Source organism: Agrobacterium tumefaciens, from assembly GCF_013318015.2.
Taxonomy (GTDB): domain Bacteria; phylum Pseudomonadota; class Alphaproteobacteria; order Rhizobiales; family Rhizobiaceae; genus Agrobacterium; species Agrobacterium tumefaciens.
Genome location: NZ_CP115843.1, coordinates 205,804 through 227,245 on the forward strand (window position 1 = coordinate 205,804; position 21,442 = coordinate 227,245).

The 21,442-nt window shown below is 59.1% G+C and carries 20 protein-coding genes; 13 read left to right on the plus strand and 7 right to left on the minus strand.

Annotation, left to right across the window (positions count from 1 at the left end; genetic code table 11):
* Positions 1–167: 167 nt before the first annotated feature.
* The 7 genes from G6L97_RS24200 to G6L97_RS24230 all read left to right on the plus strand — a co-directional run bounded on the left by G6L97_RS24200 (position 168) and on the right by G6L97_RS24230 (position 6,856).
* A complete protein-coding gene (locus G6L97_RS24200) occupies positions 168–842 on the plus strand; it encodes a response regulator transcription factor (protein WP_065706076.1) in 675 nt (224 codons plus the stop codon).
* Positions 839–2,176, plus strand: a complete 1,338-nt coding sequence (locus G6L97_RS24205) for a sensor histidine kinase (RefSeq protein WP_174004050.1) — start codon at positions 839–841, stop codon at positions 2,174–2,176. Before G6L97_RS24200 ends, G6L97_RS24205 begins: the two co-directional genes overlap by 4 nt.
* A gap of 176 nt (positions 2,177–2,352) precedes the next feature.
* Entirely contained in the window at positions 2,353–3,204 is an 852-nt protein-coding gene (locus G6L97_RS24210; protein WP_065706078.1) for a DUF3313 domain-containing protein, read from the plus strand.
* A 175-nt stretch (positions 3,205–3,379) separates the two neighbouring features.
* Entirely contained in the window at positions 3,380–3,712 is a 333-nt protein-coding gene (locus tag G6L97_RS24215; protein ID WP_065706079.1) for an ArsR/SmtB family transcription factor, read from the plus strand.
* A gap of 125 nt (positions 3,713–3,837) precedes the next feature.
* Positions 3,838–4,659 (plus strand): MipA/OmpV family protein, encoded by an 822-nt coding sequence (locus tag G6L97_RS24220; RefSeq protein WP_065706080.1) that lies wholly within the window; start codon positions 3,838–3,840, stop codon positions 4,657–4,659.
* A gap of 496 nt (positions 4,660–5,155) precedes the next feature.
* Positions 5,156–5,902 carry an electron transfer flavoprotein subunit beta/FixA family protein gene (locus tag G6L97_RS24225; RefSeq protein ID WP_065706081.1) on the plus strand — a complete coding sequence of 249 codons (747 nt, stop codon included), beginning with the start codon at positions 5,156–5,158 and terminating at the stop codon, positions 5,900–5,902.
* A gap of 24 nt (positions 5,903–5,926) precedes the next feature.
* Positions 5,927–6,856 carry an electron transfer flavoprotein subunit alpha/FixB family protein gene (locus G6L97_RS24230; RefSeq protein ID WP_065706082.1) on the plus strand — a complete coding sequence of 310 codons (930 nt, stop codon included), beginning with the start codon at positions 5,927–5,929 and terminating at the stop codon, positions 6,854–6,856.
* A gap of 354 nt (positions 6,857–7,210) precedes the next feature.
* Here G6L97_RS24230 and ribA read toward each other — a convergent pair whose 3' ends face one another.
* The 5 genes from ribA to G6L97_RS24250 all read right to left on the minus strand — a co-directional run bounded on the left by ribA (position 7,211) and on the right by G6L97_RS24250 (position 10,880).
* Positions 7,211–8,281 carry a GTP cyclohydrolase II gene (ribA, locus tag G6L97_RS24235; RefSeq protein ID WP_065706083.1) on the minus strand — a complete coding sequence of 357 codons (1,071 nt, stop codon included), beginning with the start codon at positions 8,279–8,281 and terminating at the stop codon, positions 7,211–7,213.
* Positions 8,282–8,405: 124 nt separating this feature from the next.
* The gene (locus G6L97_RS24240) at positions 8,406–8,843 is read right to left on the minus strand and encodes a 6,7-dimethyl-8-ribityllumazine synthase (protein ID WP_065706084.1); all 438 of its coding nucleotides are present in this window, start codon (positions 8,841–8,843) and stop codon (positions 8,406–8,408) included.
* The gene (locus G6L97_RS28170) at positions 8,794–9,246 is read right to left on the minus strand and encodes an SDR family oxidoreductase (RefSeq protein WP_198927213.1); all 453 of its coding nucleotides are present in this window, start codon (positions 9,244–9,246) and stop codon (positions 8,794–8,796) included. The genes G6L97_RS24240 and G6L97_RS28170 overlap by 50 nt, the downstream gene beginning before the upstream one ends.
* A gap of 73 nt (positions 9,247–9,319) precedes the next feature.
* Positions 9,320–9,685: a hypothetical protein gene (locus G6L97_RS28175; RefSeq protein ID WP_198927208.1), complete on the minus strand. Its 366-nt coding sequence runs from the start codon at positions 9,683–9,685 to the stop codon at positions 9,320–9,322.
* Positions 9,686–9,719: 34 nt separating this feature from the next.
* Positions 9,720–10,880: an acyl-CoA dehydrogenase family protein gene (locus tag G6L97_RS24250; protein WP_065706138.1), complete on the minus strand. Its 1,161-nt coding sequence runs from the start codon at positions 10,878–10,880 to the stop codon at positions 9,720–9,722.
* A gap of 197 nt (positions 10,881–11,077) precedes the next feature.
* Between G6L97_RS24250 and G6L97_RS24255 the strand changes: the two genes are divergently transcribed.
* On the plus strand, positions 11,078–12,145 hold the full coding sequence (locus G6L97_RS24255; RefSeq protein WP_065706086.1) for a 2,3-butanediol dehydrogenase: 1,068 nt from the start codon (positions 11,078–11,080) through the stop codon (positions 12,143–12,145).
* A 167-nt stretch (positions 12,146–12,312) separates the two neighbouring features.
* Here G6L97_RS24255 and pcaF read toward each other — a convergent pair whose 3' ends face one another.
* Both pcaF and G6L97_RS24265 read right to left on the minus strand, forming a co-directional pair.
* Positions 12,313–13,518, minus strand: a complete 1,206-nt coding sequence (gene pcaF / locus G6L97_RS24260; RefSeq protein ID WP_174004009.1) for a 3-oxoadipyl-CoA thiolase — start codon at positions 13,516–13,518, stop codon at positions 12,313–12,315.
* Positions 13,515–15,590, minus strand: coding sequence for a 3-hydroxyacyl-CoA dehydrogenase NAD-binding domain-containing protein (locus G6L97_RS24265; protein WP_174004011.1), 2,076 nt, complete (start codon positions 15,588–15,590; stop codon positions 13,515–13,517). The genes pcaF and G6L97_RS24265 overlap by 4 nt, the downstream gene beginning before the upstream one ends.
* A gap of 251 nt (positions 15,591–15,841) precedes the next feature.
* On the opposite strand from G6L97_RS24265, the gene G6L97_RS24270 reads away from it, so the two are divergent.
* From G6L97_RS24270 to G6L97_RS24290, 5 genes are all read left to right on the plus strand, one after another.
* Positions 15,842–16,366: a flavin reductase family protein gene (locus tag G6L97_RS24270; RefSeq protein ID WP_083211748.1), complete on the plus strand. Its 525-nt coding sequence runs from the start codon at positions 15,842–15,844 to the stop codon at positions 16,364–16,366.
* A gap of 63 nt (positions 16,367–16,429) precedes the next feature.
* Positions 16,430–17,518, plus strand: coding sequence for an LLM class flavin-dependent oxidoreductase (locus tag G6L97_RS24275; RefSeq protein WP_065706089.1), 1,089 nt, complete (start codon positions 16,430–16,432; stop codon positions 17,516–17,518).
* 59 nt (positions 17,519–17,577) lie between these two features.
* Positions 17,578–18,762 carry a CaiB/BaiF CoA transferase family protein gene (locus G6L97_RS24280; protein WP_065706090.1) on the plus strand — a complete coding sequence of 395 codons (1,185 nt, stop codon included), beginning with the start codon at positions 17,578–17,580 and terminating at the stop codon, positions 18,760–18,762.
* Positions 18,763–18,979: 217 nt separating this feature from the next.
* Positions 18,980–19,441 (plus strand): flavin reductase family protein, encoded by a 462-nt coding sequence (locus G6L97_RS24285; protein WP_158006620.1) that lies wholly within the window; start codon positions 18,980–18,982, stop codon positions 19,439–19,441.
* A 48-nt stretch (positions 19,442–19,489) separates the two neighbouring features.
* Positions 19,490–21,349, plus strand: coding sequence for a sigma-54-dependent Fis family transcriptional regulator (locus G6L97_RS24290; protein ID WP_065706092.1), 1,860 nt, complete (start codon positions 19,490–19,492; stop codon positions 21,347–21,349).
* Positions 21,350–21,442 lie beyond the last annotated feature (93 nt).

Here is a 21,442-nt window from a genome sequence, read left to right on the forward strand (position 1 = left end):
CTTTCGACCGGACGCGAAATGACCACTGAAAGATCCCCTCGCTTACTGTGAGTTCACGGTTTTAGGCTCCGACAATTGCAGCAGCATTACCGGTCGCGATCCGGGTTACGTAATCCTGCCGCAACATTCAGGGTAGAAAAGAGGACTTTGAAAGGGCGGTGAACAGAATGAGACTTCTATTGGTAGAGGATGAGAAGGATCTGGCGGATGCCTTGACGGCGGCGCTTGAGAAACAGGGTGTGGTCATCGACCATGCAATGTTGCTTGCGGATGCTCACGAGCTTGCGCGACAGAACACTTACGATGCAATCCTTCTGGACCGTCGTTTGCCCGATGGCGAGGGATTGACATTCATTCCCCAGCTCAGGCGGGAAGGGGTGGTCACACCGGTGATCGTCCTCACCGCCCGAAACGATCCCAAGGAGCGGATCGAAGGCCTTGACGGCGGAGCGGATGACTATCTCGGCAAGCCCTTTCTCGTCGACGAACTGATGGCACGTGTACGCGCCGTGCTTCGCCGTCCAGCTTCCGTGGTGGAACAGAAGATCGTCGTCGGGCGCATGACGATCGATCCGCTCAATCTCACGGTGACGATGGACAACAGTCCGTTTGATTTACCGCGCCGTGAACTTCTGGTGCTGATTGCGCTCGCCAAACGACAGGGCAAGACTGTGCTGCGATCCGTCCTTGAGGCGGCCGTCTACAATTACGAGGAAGAGATCCAGTCGAACGCACTCGATGCCCATATCTCGCGGCTGCGCAAGCGCCTGTCCGATTCTTCCGCCGGCGTATCCGTTCATAATATCCGGGGTGTCGGGTATCTGCTGAAGGATGAGGTCTGATGGAGATGACCCGACCAAACTCCTCGCTCTGGTGGAAGCTCAGCTGGCAACTCAGCCTCGTTTTTGTCGCTGTCGTGGCAGCCGTCATTGTGGGGCTATGCGTCTACGGCGCAATGATCCTCTCGCCCAACGTCGGACTGAAGGACAGGCTGACGCATGCGCTCGAAGACTCTCTCACGCGCGATCAACAAGGACGGCTCGTCATCGAGGAGAGCGCCCAACTTCGCTCGTTCAAGGCCGAGAACGACCGCCTATGGTTTGTAGCTGCCACTCAGGACGGGCAATTGGTGAGCTTCGGCACCACACCCGATTATTATCAGGGTCTCGCGCCCTATATTCGTTTGATAAGAGATGGCGACATTCGAGGAGCGAGCGGAACGCAGGAAAAAGCCTCGATCGACGCCATCGAAACCCCGCTCGGTGAAGTCCGCGTCATGTACGGCGGCAATACCAGCACGACCGACAATATCCTGACGATGCTGACCAGCTTGGCGCCGATCTATGTCCCACTGCTGGTAATCGCCCTGCCGGCATTGTTTTTGACGATCCCGCGCATCGTCGGTCGAGGGCTCGCAGGCTTGAAAGACGTCGCTAAAATGGCGCCGGAAATCGATCCCCGTCGCCCGGGGACGCGGCTTCCGGTCCGCAAGGTGCCCAAAGAGGTTGCGCCACTGATCGTTGCCTTCAACAGCATGCTGGAACGACTTGAAGAGCAGTTCCTGGCCAGGCAGCGATTCCTGATTGATGCCGCGCATGAGTTGAGGACACCGATCACCATCATGCAGACCCGCATAGAAGGGATGGATGGGGGTAAGGAGCGACAGCGCCTCCTCGACGATGTCGCCCGCCTTGCCGATACGGCCGAACAGCTTCTGGCCTTCGAGCGCAACGATCAGACCGATGACCTGCAGGAAACTATGGATCTCGTCGACATAGCGCGGACAGTGGTCGCAGATCTCGCCCCGGTCGCAATCGCGGCCGGCTATGACATCTCGTTCGAAGGTGACATCGAGACCCTAAAGCGGAAAGGCAGCCCATCAGCGCTCACGCGAGCGATCACCAACCTCGTTCGCAACGCGATCGATCACGGAGGTAATACCGGCGCTATCGTCGTCTCCGTCTCTCCTGACGCAGTGATTGCTGTCTCTGACGAGGGGGTGGGTATCCCGAAAGACCAGCAGGATCTGATATTCGAGCCCTTCTACCGGGTTACTCCCAGGAGCAAGGGAGCAGGCCTCGGTCTGGCGCTTGTCAGGCAGATCGTTTCACGCCATGGCGGAAAAGTGACGATCGACAGTTCTTCTGCTGGGACGACGTTTGCAATCTGCTTGTAGCACGTCAACGGACCGACCGCTGCAAACGATTGGCTAGTATGGAAGTGTTTCCGTTTCAGTTCCTGTAATGTTGCCGCAATTCTTGTCGCGCATCCTCCGCCCATTGCGATCAGCAAGGGGACAGTATTGTGAACAACAGACACGGTCCGGAAGCGACGGTTTCCGGAGCAGACAAAATGAGCAGGCATCGCTTGCGGTTGGCGTGGCTTGTCCTGCCAACGGCAGCTCTTCTCGCCGGCTGCACGTCCGTTCCTCTAAAGGAGGGCGGGACGTTGACGTCTTATAGCCAGCTCAGCCCGCCGAAGGGCAAGTTTACCAAATCGCGCACCTTTGTTGATGCACAGGGCCTATCTGGCGTGAGAACAGTCTCGATCGTACCGACGACTTTCTCCTTTGATGCCACCTCGCGAATTAAGTCACCGCAAGACAGGGCACTGGTCTCCAACGCCCTTGACCGTGCCGTTTGCGTTTCGCTCAGCGATAAGTACCAGATCGTGCCCACGGGTCAGCCTGCCGATCTGATTGTCCGAACTGTCGTTACCGACATTGTCGCGACCAACAAGACCATGGCCGGTGTTTCGACCGCGGTTTCGCTTGGCAGCAGCCTCGCCCTGCCGGTCGGGATTCCTCGACTGCCTGTCGGGCTCGGTGGGCTTGCGGTCGAAGCCGAGGCTATAGACATCAGCGGCACCCAACGGGCAGCTGTCGTCTGGTCGAAGGGCGCCAACTCGATCACCAACAATGCCCGTGTGTCAGAGGTCGGGGACGCCTACAGTCTCGCCGCAAATTTTGGAAAATACCTCTCGCGCATGCTCGTTAGCGGAAAAGAGCCGAATGGCCTCGACCTCTCGCTGCCCTCTGCGCAACGGATGAATTCCGCACTTGGCGGCAAGCCTAAATACGCAGCCTGTGATGCGTTCGGCCGGTCGCCGGGTCTCGCAGGTATCGTCGCCGACAAGGTCGGCGCACCGCCAGAGTGGACCGACAAGCAGCCGAAGACCCCCACTCAACAGACATCAACGTTCTAAAATCGGCAGGCTTTGCCGGTCGGTAGGACGGACGGAGCAAAGGCCAAACCCCAGACCTTCCGTCCGTCTTAAAATCTCGGCCACATTACCACCTTGTAATGTTGCCGCAATTCTTCCTCGCCAGAGTAGCAACAACTCGAAAGCAGGGTAGGGCTCTCTAAAAGGGGAAACAATAATGGAAACAGAGAGGCTACAGCGCCATTGCGTCGAGGCGGCGGCGTTCATGTCTGCCGCCGCAAACCCGAAACGTCTTTCGATCCTGCAATTGCTGACCAAGAGGGAGCATTCGGTTGGTGAGCTTTCGATCCTTGTGGGTCTCAGCCAGTCCGCTTTGTCACAGCATCTTTCGAAGCTTCGTCGCGGCAGGTGGGTTGAAACGCGGCGTGACGCACAAACCATCTATTATTCCAGCACATCGCCCGCTGTAGCGAAGCTTTTGTCAACACTTGAAGGAATTTTCCCCGCGATCGCCAGCGCTATGGCGCGACCCGACGTGGGGTGCACCTGATCAAATCTTCAACCCATGTTCCCGGCTTCTTTGGCGGGCCTCACAATATCCAATCCCAGGAGTTTTTCGTGACCAGACACACATCCCGCCCTTGGCGAGCAAACGCCACCCGTTTTCCCCGCGGCATGGCTCGTACCGTCCTGTTTGCAGGCACCTTGACTTCCCTGCCGATGGTCGTCCACGCGGCCGACTTAGATACGAGTGATGCTGTCGTGTCTCCGCCGCAGCAGTTCGACACAGCACGCTACGGGGACTTCCGTGACAGGCTGGCAGACTGGAAGGTCACGATCGGCGCAGGCGCAATCTACATGCCGGAATACGAAGGATCGGACAAGTTCGACGTCAATCCGTTCCCGATCTTCTCGGCGGAGTTCGGCGAGCGCATCAGCGTCGATATCACAGGTGTCACCGTCGATCTCTATGAGGCGAATGGCTTCAGGGTCGGCGTCAAGGGTGGCTATGAGATGGGACGCAAGGAAGACGATTCCGACTATCTGCGCGGCCTTGGCGATATCGATCCCGGTGGCGTTATCGGCGGCATCATCAGTTACGATGTCGGCCCGTTTCAGGCATATGCGAAGCTTGACAAGACGATCGGGGGCAGCGATGGGTTGACGGGCACCGTCGGTGCTAAGGCGTCGTATAAATACGAACGCTTTATCTTCTCCGCCGATGTTTCCGGCACCTGGGCGGACGACAAGCATATGGAGTCGTATTTCGGTGTCACGGGAGCTCAATCGGTAACTTCAGGCTTGGCACAATACGACGCCAAAGCGGGTGTAAAGCGCGTCGACGTCAAGGCTTCCGTCACCTACATGATGACTGAAAACTGGCTTGTGACTGGCGCAGCCGGTGCTGGTTTCCTGATGGGTGACGCCAAGGATAGTCCAATCGTCAAGGATGATGTGCAGCCATTCGCGATGCTGGGCGTCGCGTATCGCTTCTAATCACCGCGGCGCCATCTCCCCATTACGGAAATGCGCTTCAAACACTCACTGGCGTTTCGATACCAGTGGGTGTTGTCTTGATAACACATAGTGGAGGTATCGGATTACTTCGATTTGGATCGCTCGAGTCTCGTAGAAAGCGTTAAAACGCTTTACCGAACTTGAAGCGTATGAAGTCCCGCCCGTTCGATCTCGATCTCCACTTTGGATGAGAAAACTGGCTACAAGGGCATCCAAAAATCGCCGCATAACATCAGAGATTTTGCCACCGGCCGTCCGTCCCAGCAAGGCAAATTCTGGAAATCAAAGACCCGTTCAACCGCTTTGATTGAGTTTAAGTTGAGGCGAAATCGCTTTGCGGGACTTTGTGAATTCTTGTGTCGTCCTTCAAGAACCAATGCCGACACAAGACAATGTCGCAGACGGACAGTTGTGGACGTGGGTGCAATAGACGATCTGTGGGCGCGAGCTCGTCGAGCATCGGAGGATAATAGTCATGAAAATCTTGGTCACGGTCAAACGAGTTGTCGACTACAACGTGAAAATTCGCGTGAAATCCGATGGCACGGGCGTTGAACTTGCCAACGTTAAAATGTCGATGAACCCGTTCGACGAAATCTCTGTCGAAGAGGCTCTTCGTCTGAAGGAAGCTGGCAAGGCCGAAGAAGTGGTCGTTGTGTCGATCGGTCCGGCCAAGGCCGAGGAAACGGTGCGCACGGCGCTGGCCATGGGTGCCGACCGCGCCATCCTGATCGAAACAGATGAAACGGTTGAGCCGCTGGCAGTCGCCAAGCTTTTGAAAGGCGTGGTCGACGCGGAGACACCGGATCTGGTTATCCTCGGCAAGCAGGCAATCGATGACGACAGCAACCAGACCGGCCAGATGCTGGCAGCGCTTCTCGGCTGGGGTCAGGGCACCTTCGCATCGAAAGTCGAGATCGCTGATGGCTCCGTTGCCGTGACCCGCGAAGTCGATGGCGGCCTGCAGACCGTTTCGCTGAAATTGCCTGCTATCGTGACCACCGACCTTCGCCTCAATGAGCCACGTTATGCGTCGCTGCCAAACATCATGAAGGCCAAGAAGAAGCCGCTGGACAAGAAGACCCCGGCCGATCTGGGTGTTGATATTGCGCCGCGCCTCAAGGTTTTGAAGACCGAAGAACCGGCTGGCCGCAAGGCAGGCGTCAAGGTTGGCTCGGTTGCAGAGCTGGTATCGAAACTCAAGGCCGACGGCGTATTGTAAGAGACGGATAAGGGAGATTTTATTATGGCCATTCTTCTTCTGGCAGAACACGACAACGCAACCCTTTCCGACCAGACCGCCAAGACGCTGACGGCAGCCACCAAGATTGGTGGCGACGTGCATGTGTTGGTGGCTGGCTCCGGTGCAAAGGCTGCCGCCGATGAAGCAGCAAAGCTGTCCGGCGTTGCCAAGGTACTGCTTGCTGACGACGCGTCCTACGCAAACCAGCTGGCAGAACCGCTTGCTGCGCTGATCGTCTCGCTGAGCGGTTCCTACGACGTCATCATCGCACCTGCGACCGCATCGGCCAAAAACGTTGCGCCGCGCGTTGCAGCTCTGCTCGACGTCGCACAGGTTTCGGAAATCACTGAAGTGGTTTCCGCTGACACCTTCAAGCGCCCGATCTATGCCGGTAACGCCATCCAGACCGTACAGGCAACTGACGCCAAGAAGGTCATCACCGTGCGTACGGCATCTTTCGCTGCGGCGCCGGCCGGTGGTTCCGCTGCTGTTGAAGCGATCGCTGCTGCGGCAAACCCAGGCGTATCGTCCTTCGTGTCAGACGCGCTGGCATCGTCTGATCGTCCTGAACTGACATCTGCCAAGATCATCATCTCCGGTGGCCGCGCACTCGGCTCGTCGGAAAAGTTCAAGGAAGTCATTCTGCCGGTTGCTGACAAGCTGGGCGCGGCCGTTGGCGCATCGCGTGCGGCGGTTGACGCCGGTTATGCACCAAACGACTGGCAGGTTGGCCAGACCGGCAAGGTTGTTGCTCCCCAGCTTTACATTGCTGCTGGTATTTCCGGTGCTATCCAGCACCTGGCCGGTATGAAGGACTCGAAGGTCATCGTTGCCATCAACAAGGACGAAGAAGCACCGATTTTCCAGGTTGCCGATTACGGTTTCGTCGGGGATCTCTTCGAACTGCTCCCGGAGTTCGAGAAGGTGCTCTGAGAGTCTGACAGTTCGAAGGATGTTTGTTCGTGCGTATACGACGCGGACGCAGATCACTGTCCATGGCGAAGGTTCTGGATTTGCAGTTTACCGTCGCCCCGGTTGATGGAACTTTCGATTGACACTCGAGTGGGGAGAAAATGGGTTCGCCTCGAACCCATTGACAGCTAAATTTCAGTTTTCGGTCGCGCAGTTATGTACGGGAAAGCGCCGGACTTCCCGAGTTATTAATCCATCGTATTGGTTGCGATACGGGAGGCATTGAAACTTACCGGCCTTCCGATGAGTGAAAATTGTTCGCCGATCACCTATTCCTTTCGACATTCCCTGAGGATTGCCACCGTGTGTCGAATTTCATTGGTTGTTAGCTTGACCGACGCGGTCGGAGGTCCCCACCAGCAAGCTATGACCAAATTTTTTCATCTTCGTGTCCAGATAGCGGGCGTTGAACGGGTTCGGCGGGATGACCAATGGCTCCACCTTCAAGATCGAAATTCCATGACGTCTAAGGCCTCTAGCCTTTTCGGGGTTGTTGGTCAGCAACTGGATGCCATCATAACCCAAACGGCGCAGTATCTCGGCTGCATGAGAATAGTCACGCGCGTCGTCGGGTAGTCCCAGGGCGCGATTGGCTTCTACCGTGTCTAGCCCCTTATCCTGCAAAGCATATGCGCGCATCTTGTTGGCTAGACCAATGCCTCTGCCTTCGTGCCCACGAAGGTAGATCAGCAAGCCCCCAGGAGAGGCTGCTATCCGGCGCAAACTCTCATTCAGTTGTGGGCCACAGTCGCAGCGTAGCGAACCAAAAGCATCGCCGGTGAGACATTCGGAATGTAACCTCACCAGAGGCGGCTCGCGCGAGGTGCCCGGAGACATGAGTGCCAGATGTTCTATCCCGTCAAACTGAGTTGTAAAAGAATGCACGCGGAATGGGTGAGCGGAATGAGGAGTCGGCAAATCGGCCACTGCAACGTGATCGAGCGCTGATTCATGCCGACGGCGATGCAGTACCAGCGCCTCAATCGTCACAACAGGAACGCCCTTGGCCTGTGTTGTCTCAAGGTTGCCGCTATAGACCAGTTCGCAAACCAGAACCGAGAGAGAACGTCCAGCCAGCCGAGCAACATCAAGCATCGCTTCTGGCATATATTCGCGGAGCATCACACCGGCCGGATCAGCGAAAAGGGTTGGAAAGGGGTCCGTAGCCTCAGCCGCTTCGGTTTCTGCCACCCGAGTGACGACGCCTTTTGCAGTCGCACGCATCCGCGCGATGGAAGAAACGGTCGCCTGTTCTTCGGACAGCGCAAGATAGGCTTGGCCACGATGGTCCAGCAGGACTATGAAATCACCGCGTTGAAACGCTTCGAGCGCTAGAGGCACATCGTTTAGGGTCGCTACGCATCGGTTTGGAAGAACAGAGAGCATCGCAAGTCTCCTTTGTAGTCAGATCTGCCCGCTACGGTGCGGGAAACGATCTCATCGCTGTACCTTCAATCGTTGAGGCAAGGTGCCGATCACGCTCTTGCCGATCGATCGTCGTGGTGCCGCCCTAGATCGCGAGATCGGCCACCATCCGCACTGCGTTCGCGGCCTCGGCGCCTTTTTTCACGAAATGATCGGAGTAGAATTCATGATGGGTCTCGGAATCGTGGAAGTGATGCGGGGTTAGGCTGACGGAAAAGGTCGGGACGCCGGTTGCCATCTGGGCATCCATGAGGCCGGTGACGACAGCCTGCGCCACGAATTCATGCCGATAGATCCCGCCATTGACAACCAGAGCGGCCCCCACGATCGCGTCGAAGCGCTTGGTCTCGCCTAGTTTCTTCGCGAGCAGCGGCATCTCGAAGGCGCCGGGGACATCATAGGCAGAAATGGCGACCTTGCGACCGGCTGCTGCCATGTCTGCTTCGAAGCCTTTCAGTACCTGATCGACAATTTCAGAATGCCAACGGGCCTTGATGAAGGCAATTTTCAATGTCTCGGGCATAGCGACCTCTCCTCCCACGCTGTTTGATGGGCGGGACCACTCCCGGATCCCCGCTCGCGATCAAGCTAAAACAAGCGTGAAGCCGCGGTAAACTGTCTCTTATGCTACAGGCTGTTACCCGTTGTCCGATGCTCGTTTTCTCGCGCGAGACAGCGTCGGACACCCTGTCTGCGCTAAGTTCCTTACGCCCTATTCCTACGGTAACGCCACCGCAGATATAGAAGGCTTGGCCGGTGACAAAGCTTGCGCGGTCACCACAAAAGAAACTGACGGCATTGGCCGCATCGTCCGGAGTGCCCATCCGGCCTACCGCAATGGTGGAGGTGATCTTCTGCGTGCGTTTGGCGTCCGGCGGATTGTTCTGCCAGAATGCGCTGGTCGCAATCGGCCTGGCGCCACGCAGTTGACGGTAATCCCGTCGCGCCCAAGCTCAAGCGCCCATGTCCGCGCCAGCGATTGTAGAGGCTGGGCCCTTCCTAGCCGAGCGTGCACGACTGGTGTTCATGACGATCCGACCAGTGCCGCGCTGGCGCATGCAGGCCTGCGATTAGGCAGGTACGGGTCTTGAGATGGAGGATGCAGTCGAAATCACCAACCGCAACATCGTCAAACAGCGCAGGCTGGACGATTTCGACATTGTTGAGAAGGACGCTGACCGGATGGCGCTTGGCAATCTCGGCGAAGGCCGCTTCGGCAATGTCTCTGTTAAAGATCGGCAACGACGGTGTTGGTCTGAAGCGCCGGGTCATCGGGCGGTACAATATCAACGGTGATAACTCGGAATCCATCTTCCAGCAGGCGCTGGCTGATGGCAGCCCGATTTTGCGGGCATCGCCCGTCACCACCCCTGCGGCTTTGTCCTGCCTGTCCCTCAGGTCAGAGATCGGCTTCCTTGATCATCCCGCGCGCAATGACGATCTGCTGGATTTGCGTCGTGCCTTCATAGATGCGGAACAGGCGCACATCGCGGTAGAAGCGTTCTATCCCGTAATCCGCAATATAGCCGGCTCCACCGTGGATCTGAACGGCGCGGTCGGCGACCCGGCCGACCATCTCAGAGGCAAACATCTTGCAGCAGGCGGCATCCGTCGAGACGTTCTGACCGGCATCCTTGCGGCGGGCCGTTTCCTCGATCATGCATCGCGCAGCAAACGCCTCGGCTCTGCTATCGGCCAGCATTGCCTGAATCAGTTGTTTCTCGGCGATCGCCTCGCCAAACTGTTTGCGCTCCATGGCATAGCGCAGGCTGTCGCGGATGAGCCGCTCGGCAGCTCCGGTGCAAACGGCGGAGATGTGCAGCCTGCCACGGTCTAGAACCTTCATTGCTGTCTTGAAGCCAAGGCCTTCGCGCTCGGAGCCGCCTATGATGGCGCTCGCTGGAACACGGCAATCTTCAAGGATGACGTCGCAGGTATGCGATCCCTTCTGACCCATCTTCCTGTCGACCTGCCCAAGGCTTAGACCCGGCGTTCCCGCCTCGACTAGAAACGCCGTCACCCCGGCCGATGTCTTGGATTCGGGGTCTGTGCGGGCAAAGACGGTGAAGAGGCCGGCGCGGGGCGCATTGGTGATGTAGCGCTTGGTGCCGTTGAGAATGTAGTGATCGCCTTCGCGCCGTGCCGAGGTGCGCAGCGACCCTGCATCCGAACCTGCCTCCGGCTCTGTCAACGCGAAGGAGGCAATCAGGTCGCCGGTGGCGAGACGCGGCAGATAAGCCGCCTTCTGTTCGTCCGTGCCGTCAATGATGATGCCCTGCGATCCGATCCCGTTGTTGGTGCCCACCAGCGAGCGGAAGGCGGGCGAGGTTTGACCGAGCACGAAGGCGGCCTGAACCTCTTCGGCCATGGTCAGCCCAATACCACCATATTCTTCCGGGATAGACAGACCGAAGAGCCCCATGTCGCGAATCTCCTGAACGAGATCCGGCGGGATCAGATCGGTTTCGGCAACCTTGTCCTCGTTAGGGATTAGCCGCTCCCTGACGAAGCGGTCGAGTGTGTCGAGAAACTGCGCGAGCGTTTCGGCATCAAGGCTCATTTGTGCCATCCATGTCTGTGGTTTTGGCTTTGCATAACAGGCAGCTGCGACCTCGCCCATTGCCCGATTGCTCCATGCTCGCGATGCGGTCCCGTCGCAGAAGAGACAGTTGTCCAATCCAGCGGCTGTGCTTCTACTTTTCCAGCCGCAGCCTGTAATTGCTGCGTCATAGGACAACTTGGGAGGAGGTATCCGAAATGAAGGCTCTGCGCTTTCACGCTGCTAAGGACCTGCGGGTCGAAGACATCCCTTTGCCGACAGATCCTGCTGATGATGAGGTGGTGATCAAGAACCGCTTTGTCGGCATCTGCGGCACGGATCTGCACGAATATGCTTACGGCCCGATCTTTGTGCCGAAAGATGCTGAAGGAAAGACGGCCCAGCCGCAGGTTCTCGGCCACGAATATGGTGGTGTCGTCACCAAGGTCGGCAAGAATATCATGCATGTCAAGGTTGGCGATCGTGTCTCGGTCCAGCCGTTCATCACCCCGCGCGGCGGTGACTACTATTCTGATCTTGGCCATTTCAACCTGTCGGACCAACTGCAACTGGCGGGCCTCTCGTGGATCGGTGGCGGAATGGCGAGCGAAAGCCTGCTGAAGGGCTTTAACGTCTACAAGGTGCCCGACAACCTCTCCGACGAAGATGCCGCGCTTGTCGAGCCGACCGCGGTTGCGGTCTATGGCGTTGATCGTGGTGGTGTGAAAGCTGGTGATTCGGTGCTGGTCACCGGCGCAGGCCCGATCGGCCTCCTGACGCTTCTGGCCGCGCGCGCGGCAGGAGCGGTTCAGCTCTTCGTCTCGGATCCGAACGCAACCCGGCTTGCCATTGCAAAGAAGATTATCCCGGATGTCGTCACCATCAATCCGCGCGAACAGGGTGTAGGTGATGTGATCCGCGCTGCCACCGAAGGGAATGTCGGGTGTGACGTCGCGCTGGAATGCGTCGGCAATACGCTGGCCCTGCAGGCCTGCGTCGATGCTGTGCGCAAGCGCGGTACGGTGGTGCAGATCGGCCTGCATGCTGGCGAAGCTCCGGTAAACTGGTTCAACGTCACCTTCAAGGACATCGATATTCGCGGTTCCTGGGCATACACCGCCCAGATGTGGCCGCGTGTCATGCGCCTGATCGCCTCTGGCCAGATCCCGGCCCAGAAGGTGGTGACCAAGACGGTTCAACTGGACACCGCCACCAAGGAAGGCTTTGACGCGCTTCTCGATCCGGCGGGCACCCATCTGAAGATCCTAATTGACCTTGGGCGCTGACCGCACAACGTATCTCCCATCGGCTTTGCCCGGATTCTAGAAAGCCAAGGCAGTCTTTTTGGCTTGGCTTTTTCGCCGGGACCGACGTCTGGTGAAGGACCGGAATGCAAGAAGAAGGCCCGCAGCACTGCCAAGCTGCGGGCCTTTCGTGGTAGCTTTTGGTGCAGTCAGACCCGTTCGAGAAGCACGGCAACGCCCTGTCCGACGCCGACACACATCGACACGACGGCGCGCCGGACCGTTCCGAGCGACAGTTCGAGTGCCGCACTGCCGGTGATGCGCGCACCCGACATGCCGAGCGGGTGGCCGAACGCTATCGCGCCGCCATTAGGATTGACGCGCGAATCGTTTGCCGCAATGCCAAGCCCCTTCAGGCAGGCGAGAACCTGCGCGGCAAAGGCTTCATTCAGTTCGAAGAGATCGATCTCGGCAGTGGTGAGAGCGGCCTGCGACAGCAACTTTTGCACCGCCGGCACGGGGCCGTAACCCATAATGCGTGGCGTAACGCCGGAGGAGGCGCCAGCGGCGATCCGTGCGATTGGCTCCAGGCCATGGCGCTTGACGGCGGCTTCCGAGGCGAGGATCAGTCCAGCGGCACCATCATTGACGCCCGAGGCATTGCCCGCCGTCACCGAACCGTCGGTGCGGGTGATTGGCCGCAGCCGCGCCAGATCGGCAAGTGTCGTCTCGGGACGCGGGTGCTCGTCGCGGTCGAACAGCACTTCCTTGCCCTTTCCGACGGATATTGCGACCGGCATGATCTCTCTGGCCGTGCGGCCCGATGCCATCGCCGCCCCGGCCTTCTGCTGCGAGGCAAGCGCGAAGGCATCTTGCTCGTCGCGGTCGATCTGCATGTCGTCGGCCAGATTCTGCGCGGTTTCCGGCATGGAGTCGGTGCCGTAGCGGGTGCGCATACGCGGATTGATGAAGCGCCACCCGATCGTCGTATCTTCCATGGCGATGGAGCGCGAAAAGGCGCTCTCCGATTTGAGCAAGACAAAGGGGGCCCGGCTCATGCTTTCGACACCACCGGCGACGACCAGCTCCATTTCACCCGCCTTGATGGCGCGCACGCCGGAAATGATCGCTTCCATGCCCGAGCCGCACAGCCGGTTGACGGTGACGCCCGGAACGCTGTCCGGCAGGCCGGCCAGCAGCGACCCCATGCGAGCAACATTGCGGTTGTCTTCACCGGCCTGGTTGGCACAGCCCATCCACACTTCTTCGACGGCTGTGGGGTCCATGGCCGTGTTGCGCTTCATGAGCTCGGCCAGCGGTAGGGCGGCGAGATCGTCGGTGCGCAATTTCGCCAATGAGCCGCCGTGGCGGCCAATCGGCGTGCGGATATAGTCACAGATGAAGACGTCGGTCATGCAAAGGCTCCGTCACGGTTGATACTTTCAAAATTGTGGCCGTCGCTAACCAGCTGCCGCAGGAGACTGGGAATGTTCCAACTGCGCGGGTCGGCTGCGGCGAGCGCCTCGACCTTGGTGAGAATGACTGGAAGGCTCATCTGGTCGGCAAAATGCATCAGGCCACCCGCAAAGCGCGGGAAGCCGTAGCCGTGGATCAAAACCAGATCGATATCCTGCGGACGCTGAGCTATCCCTTCTTCGAGGATGGCCGTCGCTTCAAGGACCATGGCGAGAATGGCGCGCTCGGCGAGTCCGGCCTTGTCCATGGTCTCTCGCCGGATGCCGGCCTTTTTGCTCGCCTGCAAGATCGCCTCAGTGACGACCGGCGACTCCACCGGCTTGCCGGCAGTGTCATAATCATACCAGCCGGCCCCGGTCTTGCGGCCGAGCCGGCCGAGGACTTCGACCAGGTGGTCGGCAATCGGTACGTAGCGGATATCGGTGCGTTCGCGCGGGTTCTGCCGCTTGCGGTTGGCATGGGCGATATCGAGACCGGACATGTCCTGTGCCTCGTAGGGGCCCATCGCCATACCGAAATCGCGCATCGCCTCATCGACGGCCTTCGGGGTGGCTCCTTCGATCAGCATCACGTCGGCGGCATGCCGGTAGCGCGACAGAATTCGGTTGCCGATGAAGCCGTCGCAGACGCCCGCAAGGACCGGCATCTTGTTCAACTGCTTCGACAGGGCAAAGGCCTTGCCCAGCGTCGCCGCGTCCGTGGTCCTGCTGCGGACGATCTCCAGCAGCTTCATCACATGTGCCGGGGCAAAGAAATGCAGGCCGAGGAAGCGGCCCGGGTTGACGATTCCTTTGGCGATGATGTCGACATCGAGATAGGAAGTGTTTGTCGCCAGAACCGTATCGGCCGACAGACCCGTCTGAAGGTCGGCAAAGATCGATTTCTTGACGTCCATGTTCTCGAAAGCGGCTTCGATTGCCAGATCCACCGGCGGCAGATCGGCAAAGCCGGCACCGAAACTGAGCCGGCTGCGAAACTCCTCGGCATCACGGATGGCGCGTCGCTCGGTGCCCTGGGCAATCAACTTGTCGAGGTTGACCATGGCACGCGCCTGACCCGCGGCATCCGTCTCGACGACATGGACGCGCAGACCAGACAGTGTCAGGGCATAGGTGATGCCTGCGCCCATCAGGCCACCGCCAACGACGATGGCGCTTGACAGCGGTCGCTCCGGCGCGGGGAACGCCTTGCCCTGCGATTGGGCTGCCCGCTCGGCAAAGAAGACATGGCGTAAGGCCGCGGCCTGGGCGGAATGGCGCAACTGCAGGAAGGCCGCGCGTTCGCGCTCGAGCGTGGCGTCTAGCGGATCGGTGGCCGAGGCGGCAACAAGATCAATGGCGATATGCGGGGCGTTCTGCCCCGTGGCGCGGCGGTATGCCAGTGTATGGGCGGCCTCAATGGCCTCGGCATTAGAAGCCGGGGCAGGGCGATGATCGGCGACGTTCATATCCGCCAGCAGATCGGCCGGAAAGGCGAGCGCCGCCGCCATAGGATCGTCGTCGACGAGATCCACCAGACCGAGACGAAACGCTTCTGATGCCGCAATGGTGCGGCCCTGGCCTATGAGATCGGCAGCCTCCGCAACGCCGATCAGGCGCGACAGGCGCTGGGTGCCCCCGGCGCCCGGCACAATGCCGAGCGTCACTTCCGGCAGGCCGAAGCTTGCGCCGGGCGATGCCACGCGTGCGCGGCAGGCGAGCGCAATCTCAAGTCCGCCGCCGAGGGCCGGACCGGTGATCACGGCGATTGTCGGGAAGGGCAGTGCGATCAGCTCGAGCAGAATGTCGTTGAGATGCGGCGATAGCGCCGGCCCGTCAAATTCCCTGGCATCCGAGCCGGCCACGAAGGCGCGCCCGGCGCCCCGGAGGATCAGGCGCTCGGGACGATCGCCCCGCGCCCGTGCAATCGCGTCCTTCAGCCCGGCGCGCATCGCCTGTCCGAAAATGTTCAGTGGCGGGTTATCGAACGTAATGATCGCGCGCTTTTCGCGAAATTCATAAGTGACTGGCATGGCGTTTCCTCGACGGGATGATGTCGGACGACATTCGCGGTGCTGTCGGCCGGCCTTCAGGCGGTGCTGTGCGTCACTTCTCTCTGAGGCTGATGATACAGCGCGGCAACTGTCAATTCTGAGACACGCACTGGCACGGAGACCAACTCACCTTGGCCAGTATGAATCCGGTAAGTAATTGAAAATGATGGCATCGAAAGCAGGATATCAACGGTTTTAGATAGTAAGCACACAAAGGGAGGATCCACCAGATGACGGCAGAAAACCTGGGCAAAAACCCCCTGACGGGATTGTTTCGGGACAGCATGCGTCTCGTGGCGTCATCTGTGTCGCTGGTCACAGCGCGTGATGCTGGCGGCAACTGGCACGGAATGGCGGTGACCAGCGCTGGTTCACTTTCCATGGACCCGCCGTCGATGATGGTGGCCGTCAATCGGACGGCCTCAATCTATCCGGTGATCGTTGCATCCGGTTATTTCACGCTGAACCTCATAAACGAATCTCACGCGGCCCTCCTTGAGCCTTTCGCGCGAAGCGACATGCGTGATCGACGCTTCGTCGACGAGGCCTGGGTGCCGGCGGGCCCGAGCGGTCCCGTGCTGACGGGCGCCCTGTGCAGCCATGTCTGCAAGGTTGCTGAAACGCATGACTTCGGCACGCACACGGTTTTCTTCGGCACTGTTGATGACGTGATCCTGCACGACAGTACATCGCAGGGACCCATCCTCTGGCTGAACGGCAAGCGCGCATCCGTGGTCTCTGCGCACGCCATCTGACATCCGCATCAATCTTGCATCAATGATTTCCTCGCACCGAGGAGATCACAAAGGGAGGTAATCATGGATCTGGGACTTTTCCACATGCCACTGCATCCGGCTCACAGGGCGCTAGTCGACGTATTGGCTGAAAACACAGAAAAGATCATCTATGCTGATCAACTCGGCTTCTCAGAGGTCTGGATCGGCGAACATTATTCGGCCACCACCGAGCCGATTACGGCTCCCATGATGTTTATGGCCTCGCTCATTCCGCTGACCAAAAACATCCGCTTCGGTACCGGCGTCCTTTGCCTTCCGAACCATCATCCTGCGCAGATAGCCGGTCAGGCCGCGCTGTTTGACCACATGACGAAGGGCCGTTTTAACATGGGTATCGGCCCAGGCGGCCTTGCCTCCGACATGGAACTCTTCGACGTGCTCGACGGCACTGAACGCGCCGAGCGCTTCGCCGAATCGATCAGCATGATTAAGCAGATTTGGTCCCAGGAGCCACCGTATGACATCAAGGGCAAGCACTGGCACATCAAGCTGACCGACAACATCATTCCGGAACTCGGCGTAGGCTACATGCAGAAGCCCTACACCAAGCCGCATCCTCCGATTTCACTGTCGTCCATGTCGCCGGACGGAAATTCGGTCGCACATGCAGTCAAGATGGGGTGGAAGCCTATCACCGCGAATTTCGCGCCGGAGAGCACTGTCATCAACCACTGGAACAAGTATGTGGAAGGCTGCGAGGCAGTCGGCAAGAAGGCAACCGGCAAGGAATGGTCGGTCGCCCGCAACATCCTGATCGCCGAGACCGATGAGCAGGCCGAAGACTGGTTGCTGGATCCGGAAGGTTCCGACTTCTACTACTTCGATTATCTCTGGAAGGTCCTGAAAGTCGCGAACTACACCGCCGTCGCGAAGCCCGACATCACCATGGCCGATGAGGACGTGACCGTCGAGTCCATCGTCAAGGCCTCTGTCATCTACGGTTCACGCAAGACCGTGATCGACAAAATTATGTCGCTGCGCGAGCGTTCCGGCCCGTGGAATGTGCTCCTCAAGGCTGCGATGGACGGATCTGGCAAGAACCGCGAGCGCGAGCGGCTGACGATGCGTCGCCTGGCCGAAGACGTTCTCCCAGTCATCAACGCAGGTTGATGACCTCCGTGGGCGAGAGGTCAAGCTCTCGCCCACTTTATTCTCTTGAGGAACCACCAATGGCGCAATTTTTACCGGGCTGCCTTGCAGGTACCCTCGTCCTCGATGCGTCTCGCGTTCTGGCCGGTCCCTTCGCCGGACAGCTTCTGGGCGATCATGGTGCGGACGTCATCAAGGTTGAATCCTTCGACGGCGACGATACACGGGGCTACGGCCCGCCCTTCGTGGACGGAACGGCTCCCTATTTTCTCGGTCTCAACCGCAACAAACGCGATCTGGCGCTTGATCTGTCGGGCCCGGACGGGATCGGGCTGTTGTTCGAGATGCTCGAAACCGTCGATGTCTTTATCGAAAATTTCAAGCTCAGCACCTGGAAAAAATGGGGGGTCAACGACCTGAAGGAGCTAACCCACCGCTTCCCGAGGCTGGTGCATTGCAGGGTGTCCGGTTTCGGCGAGACGGGCCAGTATGGCGGGCTTCCGGGTTATGATGCGGCATTGCAGGCCATGTCGGGCCTGATGGCCGTCAACGGTCCGCCCGATATCGATGCCTGCCGAATTGGGATTCCGATCGTCGACACCTGTACGGGCATGTATGGCTGTATCGGAATCTTGCTCGCCCTCTTGGAGCGCAACCGCTCCGGACGCGGCCAGCAGGTTGAAGTCACGCTCTATGATACGGCGCTCGCAATGTTGCATCCGCATGCGTCCAATGTTCTCAATGGTGGCAAGGCGAGCCGCACCGGCAACGGCCATCCAAATATCGTGCCGTACGACCTCTTCCCGACGGCAAATGTTCCGCTGTTTCTCGCCGTCGGCAATGACCGGCAATTCCGCACGCTCTGCACCGAGCTTGGTATGGCGGCGCTCGGCACTGATCCTCTCTATAGGACCAATGGCGACCGGGTTGTGAACCGGGATACGCTGCGGGCTGCGCTTCTGCCGGCGCTGTCTGGTGAAGACGGCATGGCGCTGTTCAAGCGGCTGATGCAGCTCGGCGTGCCCTGCGCGCCGGTTCTGTCGGTCGATGAGGCACTGGCGCTCGATCACACCGCCACACGCGAGATGGTGGCCGAACTTGACGGTTACCGGGGGGCTGGCGTTTCCGTCAAACTCGACCGGACGCCGGGCTCAGTGCGGTTGCCACCACCGGCAATCGGTCAGCATAGCCGCGAGGTGCTGACACGCTTCGGTCTCGATGCTGCCCGGATCGACAGGCTGATCGAGGCGTCGGTCGTCAAATGAATGGCTGGAAACTGTTGCATGTGAGACTCAGTGAGACAGTTTCCGGTCCCAGAATAGACATTGCCCCGCAGGGCACTTGCCAGTAACTTCTGGACGTGCCCGAACGAAAACAACGGCCGTAGCTTGGAATGTGCTGATGTATGGACCATCCTTACCCTGCTGCGACGGGGACCCGGAATTCGCCGAGACTCTTCGAACGGCACTGCGCGGGACGGCGGTGAACGTTGCTATACTGACAACCTGCGATCGTGCTGGTATCAGTCACGGTATCGTGGTAACGACGGGCGTGCCGTTTTCGACCTACAGGCCGGCAATGATCGTTACCGTCAAGCATAGTGCATCCGCCTATCCAGCGATCTGTGACAGCAATTACTTCTGCCTGAACCAGATTGCCGCCGACGAGATGGATCTTCTCGATCGCTTCAGCCGGAGCGACCTGAGAGCCTCGCGGTTCACCACGGGCCGCTGGTCGGTAGGGCCATTTGGCTTGCCGTATCTTGACAGCGCGAGGGCTTGCTTCTTCTGTGATGTTCAGGGTGCGCATGCGCACGAAGACCAGACGGTTTTCATCGGCAGGATCGTCGGAACTAGGGTTGACGAGCGTGGCAGACACGCCAGCGAGCCGCTGATCTGGATTAATGGCGGGGCCGCAAGGCTTCAGACGAGAGAATATGCGTAGGCCTTGCATCCTGTAAGGTGACACATCAACTGTCTTGGGAGGGGCACGATGTGGGAGACGGACGTATTTGAGGCGCGCGGCTATGCCGACCCGCTTACCACTGAAATTTCCAACATTCTTCGGTCGCGCGGCGCCCGGGAGGAACGACTTCCCGATGTTGTGGAGCAGTCATGGAAGCGTTGCCTCGCGGATTACAACCTGCTTCCGGACGCGGTTCCGAGGGCATCTGTCCTCAGTCACTCTGAGATCCGGCTGCAACTCGAAGAGCGGCAGGAATTCATGCGGATCGCCGAACCCGAGGTCGAGCGCCTTTTCCGTCGGTTGGTGGACAGTGAATATCTGGTGTCATTGGCATCGTCCCAGGGCGCGATGGTTCTGTTCCGCTGCGATTATCAGTATCTCAGCGACCTGGCTGGCTCTGGCGTGATACCTGGTTCGATCTGGACCGAGGACCAGCAGGGCACCAATGGTGTCGGCACCTGCCTTCGGGTGGGTAAGCCCGTTACGATCGCCGGGTCGGAACATTACGGCTCGGTTATTCAGCGCCTCACCTGTCTCACGGCCCCTGTTCTCGGCCGCAATGGAGCGATCGAAAGTGTGATCAACGTGACGACGGCGCGCGATGGTGACGCCCGGACCAACCGGATCGTCCAGAGTATCGTCGAGCGGTCGGCACGGCGGATCGAGAACGGCTATTTCGGGCGCCTAAACCGCAAGAACCTGATGCTGCGTATTCTCGATAATGGCGATACCGCCGACATTGCCGACGAAGGCCGGATCGCACTCGACGACAATGGCCGGGTGCTCGACAGCTCTTCGTTCACCGCGCGCATCCTCGGCCAGGATCTTAGCAATCTGACAGGGCAATCTGCTGAAGACCTGTTCGAGATGAGCCATTCGCTGTCAGAGGTCCGTCCGAATGCGCCCATTACACTGAACTATCGGGGCCGGACCCTGCAGGCGGTTTTGACGATGCCGGAAACGCGGCAGCGTTCTCAATCTAGCCTGATCGTCTCGCGGCCCTTGACGCCGGCACTGCGGACCATCGATGCCCCCGAGGAACCGCTTCGCATCAACCCGGTTCTTTCGCAGGCGCTTGACCGCGCACGGCGTCTTCTGATGGTAGGCCTGCCGCTGGTGATCACGGGAGAAACGGGCACCGGTAAGACCGCCTTTGCCAAGGCTGTCGCTCGCTGCTACTTCGGCGAAGATAGCGACATTGTCTTCATCGATTGCGCCTCGCTCAAGAGACATGGGAATCTAGACGATCTCCTGCAAAGGCGGGTTTCGGGCGAGCGTTGCTGCCTGATCATCGACCGCATCGATGAACTGGATGAAGTCCGGCAGACAGCGCTGCTGGCCCTCCTGGAAAATGACCGACGGGCGAGTAACAATGGCGTCGGCGTGATCGTTATTTCCCCACATGACATGGATCATCTTGTGCGCGAGAACCGCATGCGTGTTGATCTCGCCCATCGGCTCAAGGGTGGACAGGTCGCACTTCCGCCGCTGCGGTGCGTGCCGGACCTAGAAGCGACGATTATCGACTTGTTCAAAATCGAACGCGAAGCGCTCGGCAAACCAACGTTGGAACTCGATGACGATTCCAGGCTGGTACTGATGCACTACTATTGGCCGGGCAATGTGCGCGAACTGCGCAACACGCTGCGCCATGCCGTCGCACTCGCCGATGGCAGGCAGATCGGGCTGGAGCATCTGCCAGACAATATTGTCGAGGAAATCGCCCGCAAGGATTTGACGGCGCGCTCGCAATCGGAAGCGTCGAAGATCGAAGCGGCGTTACGCTACAATGGCGGCAATGTCTCGCTGACAGCCCGCTATCTGGGCGTATCGCGCGCAACGCTCTACCGGAAGATCGAGATCGATAAGGTGCGTAGCGACGCCTGATAGGCGCAGGCTAATTGGCCTGCCATCCCCTGCTTTCCGCGATCCTGAGACCGTGATGGAGGCCTATTTGGCCTGTCCATCACCAGTCGCCTT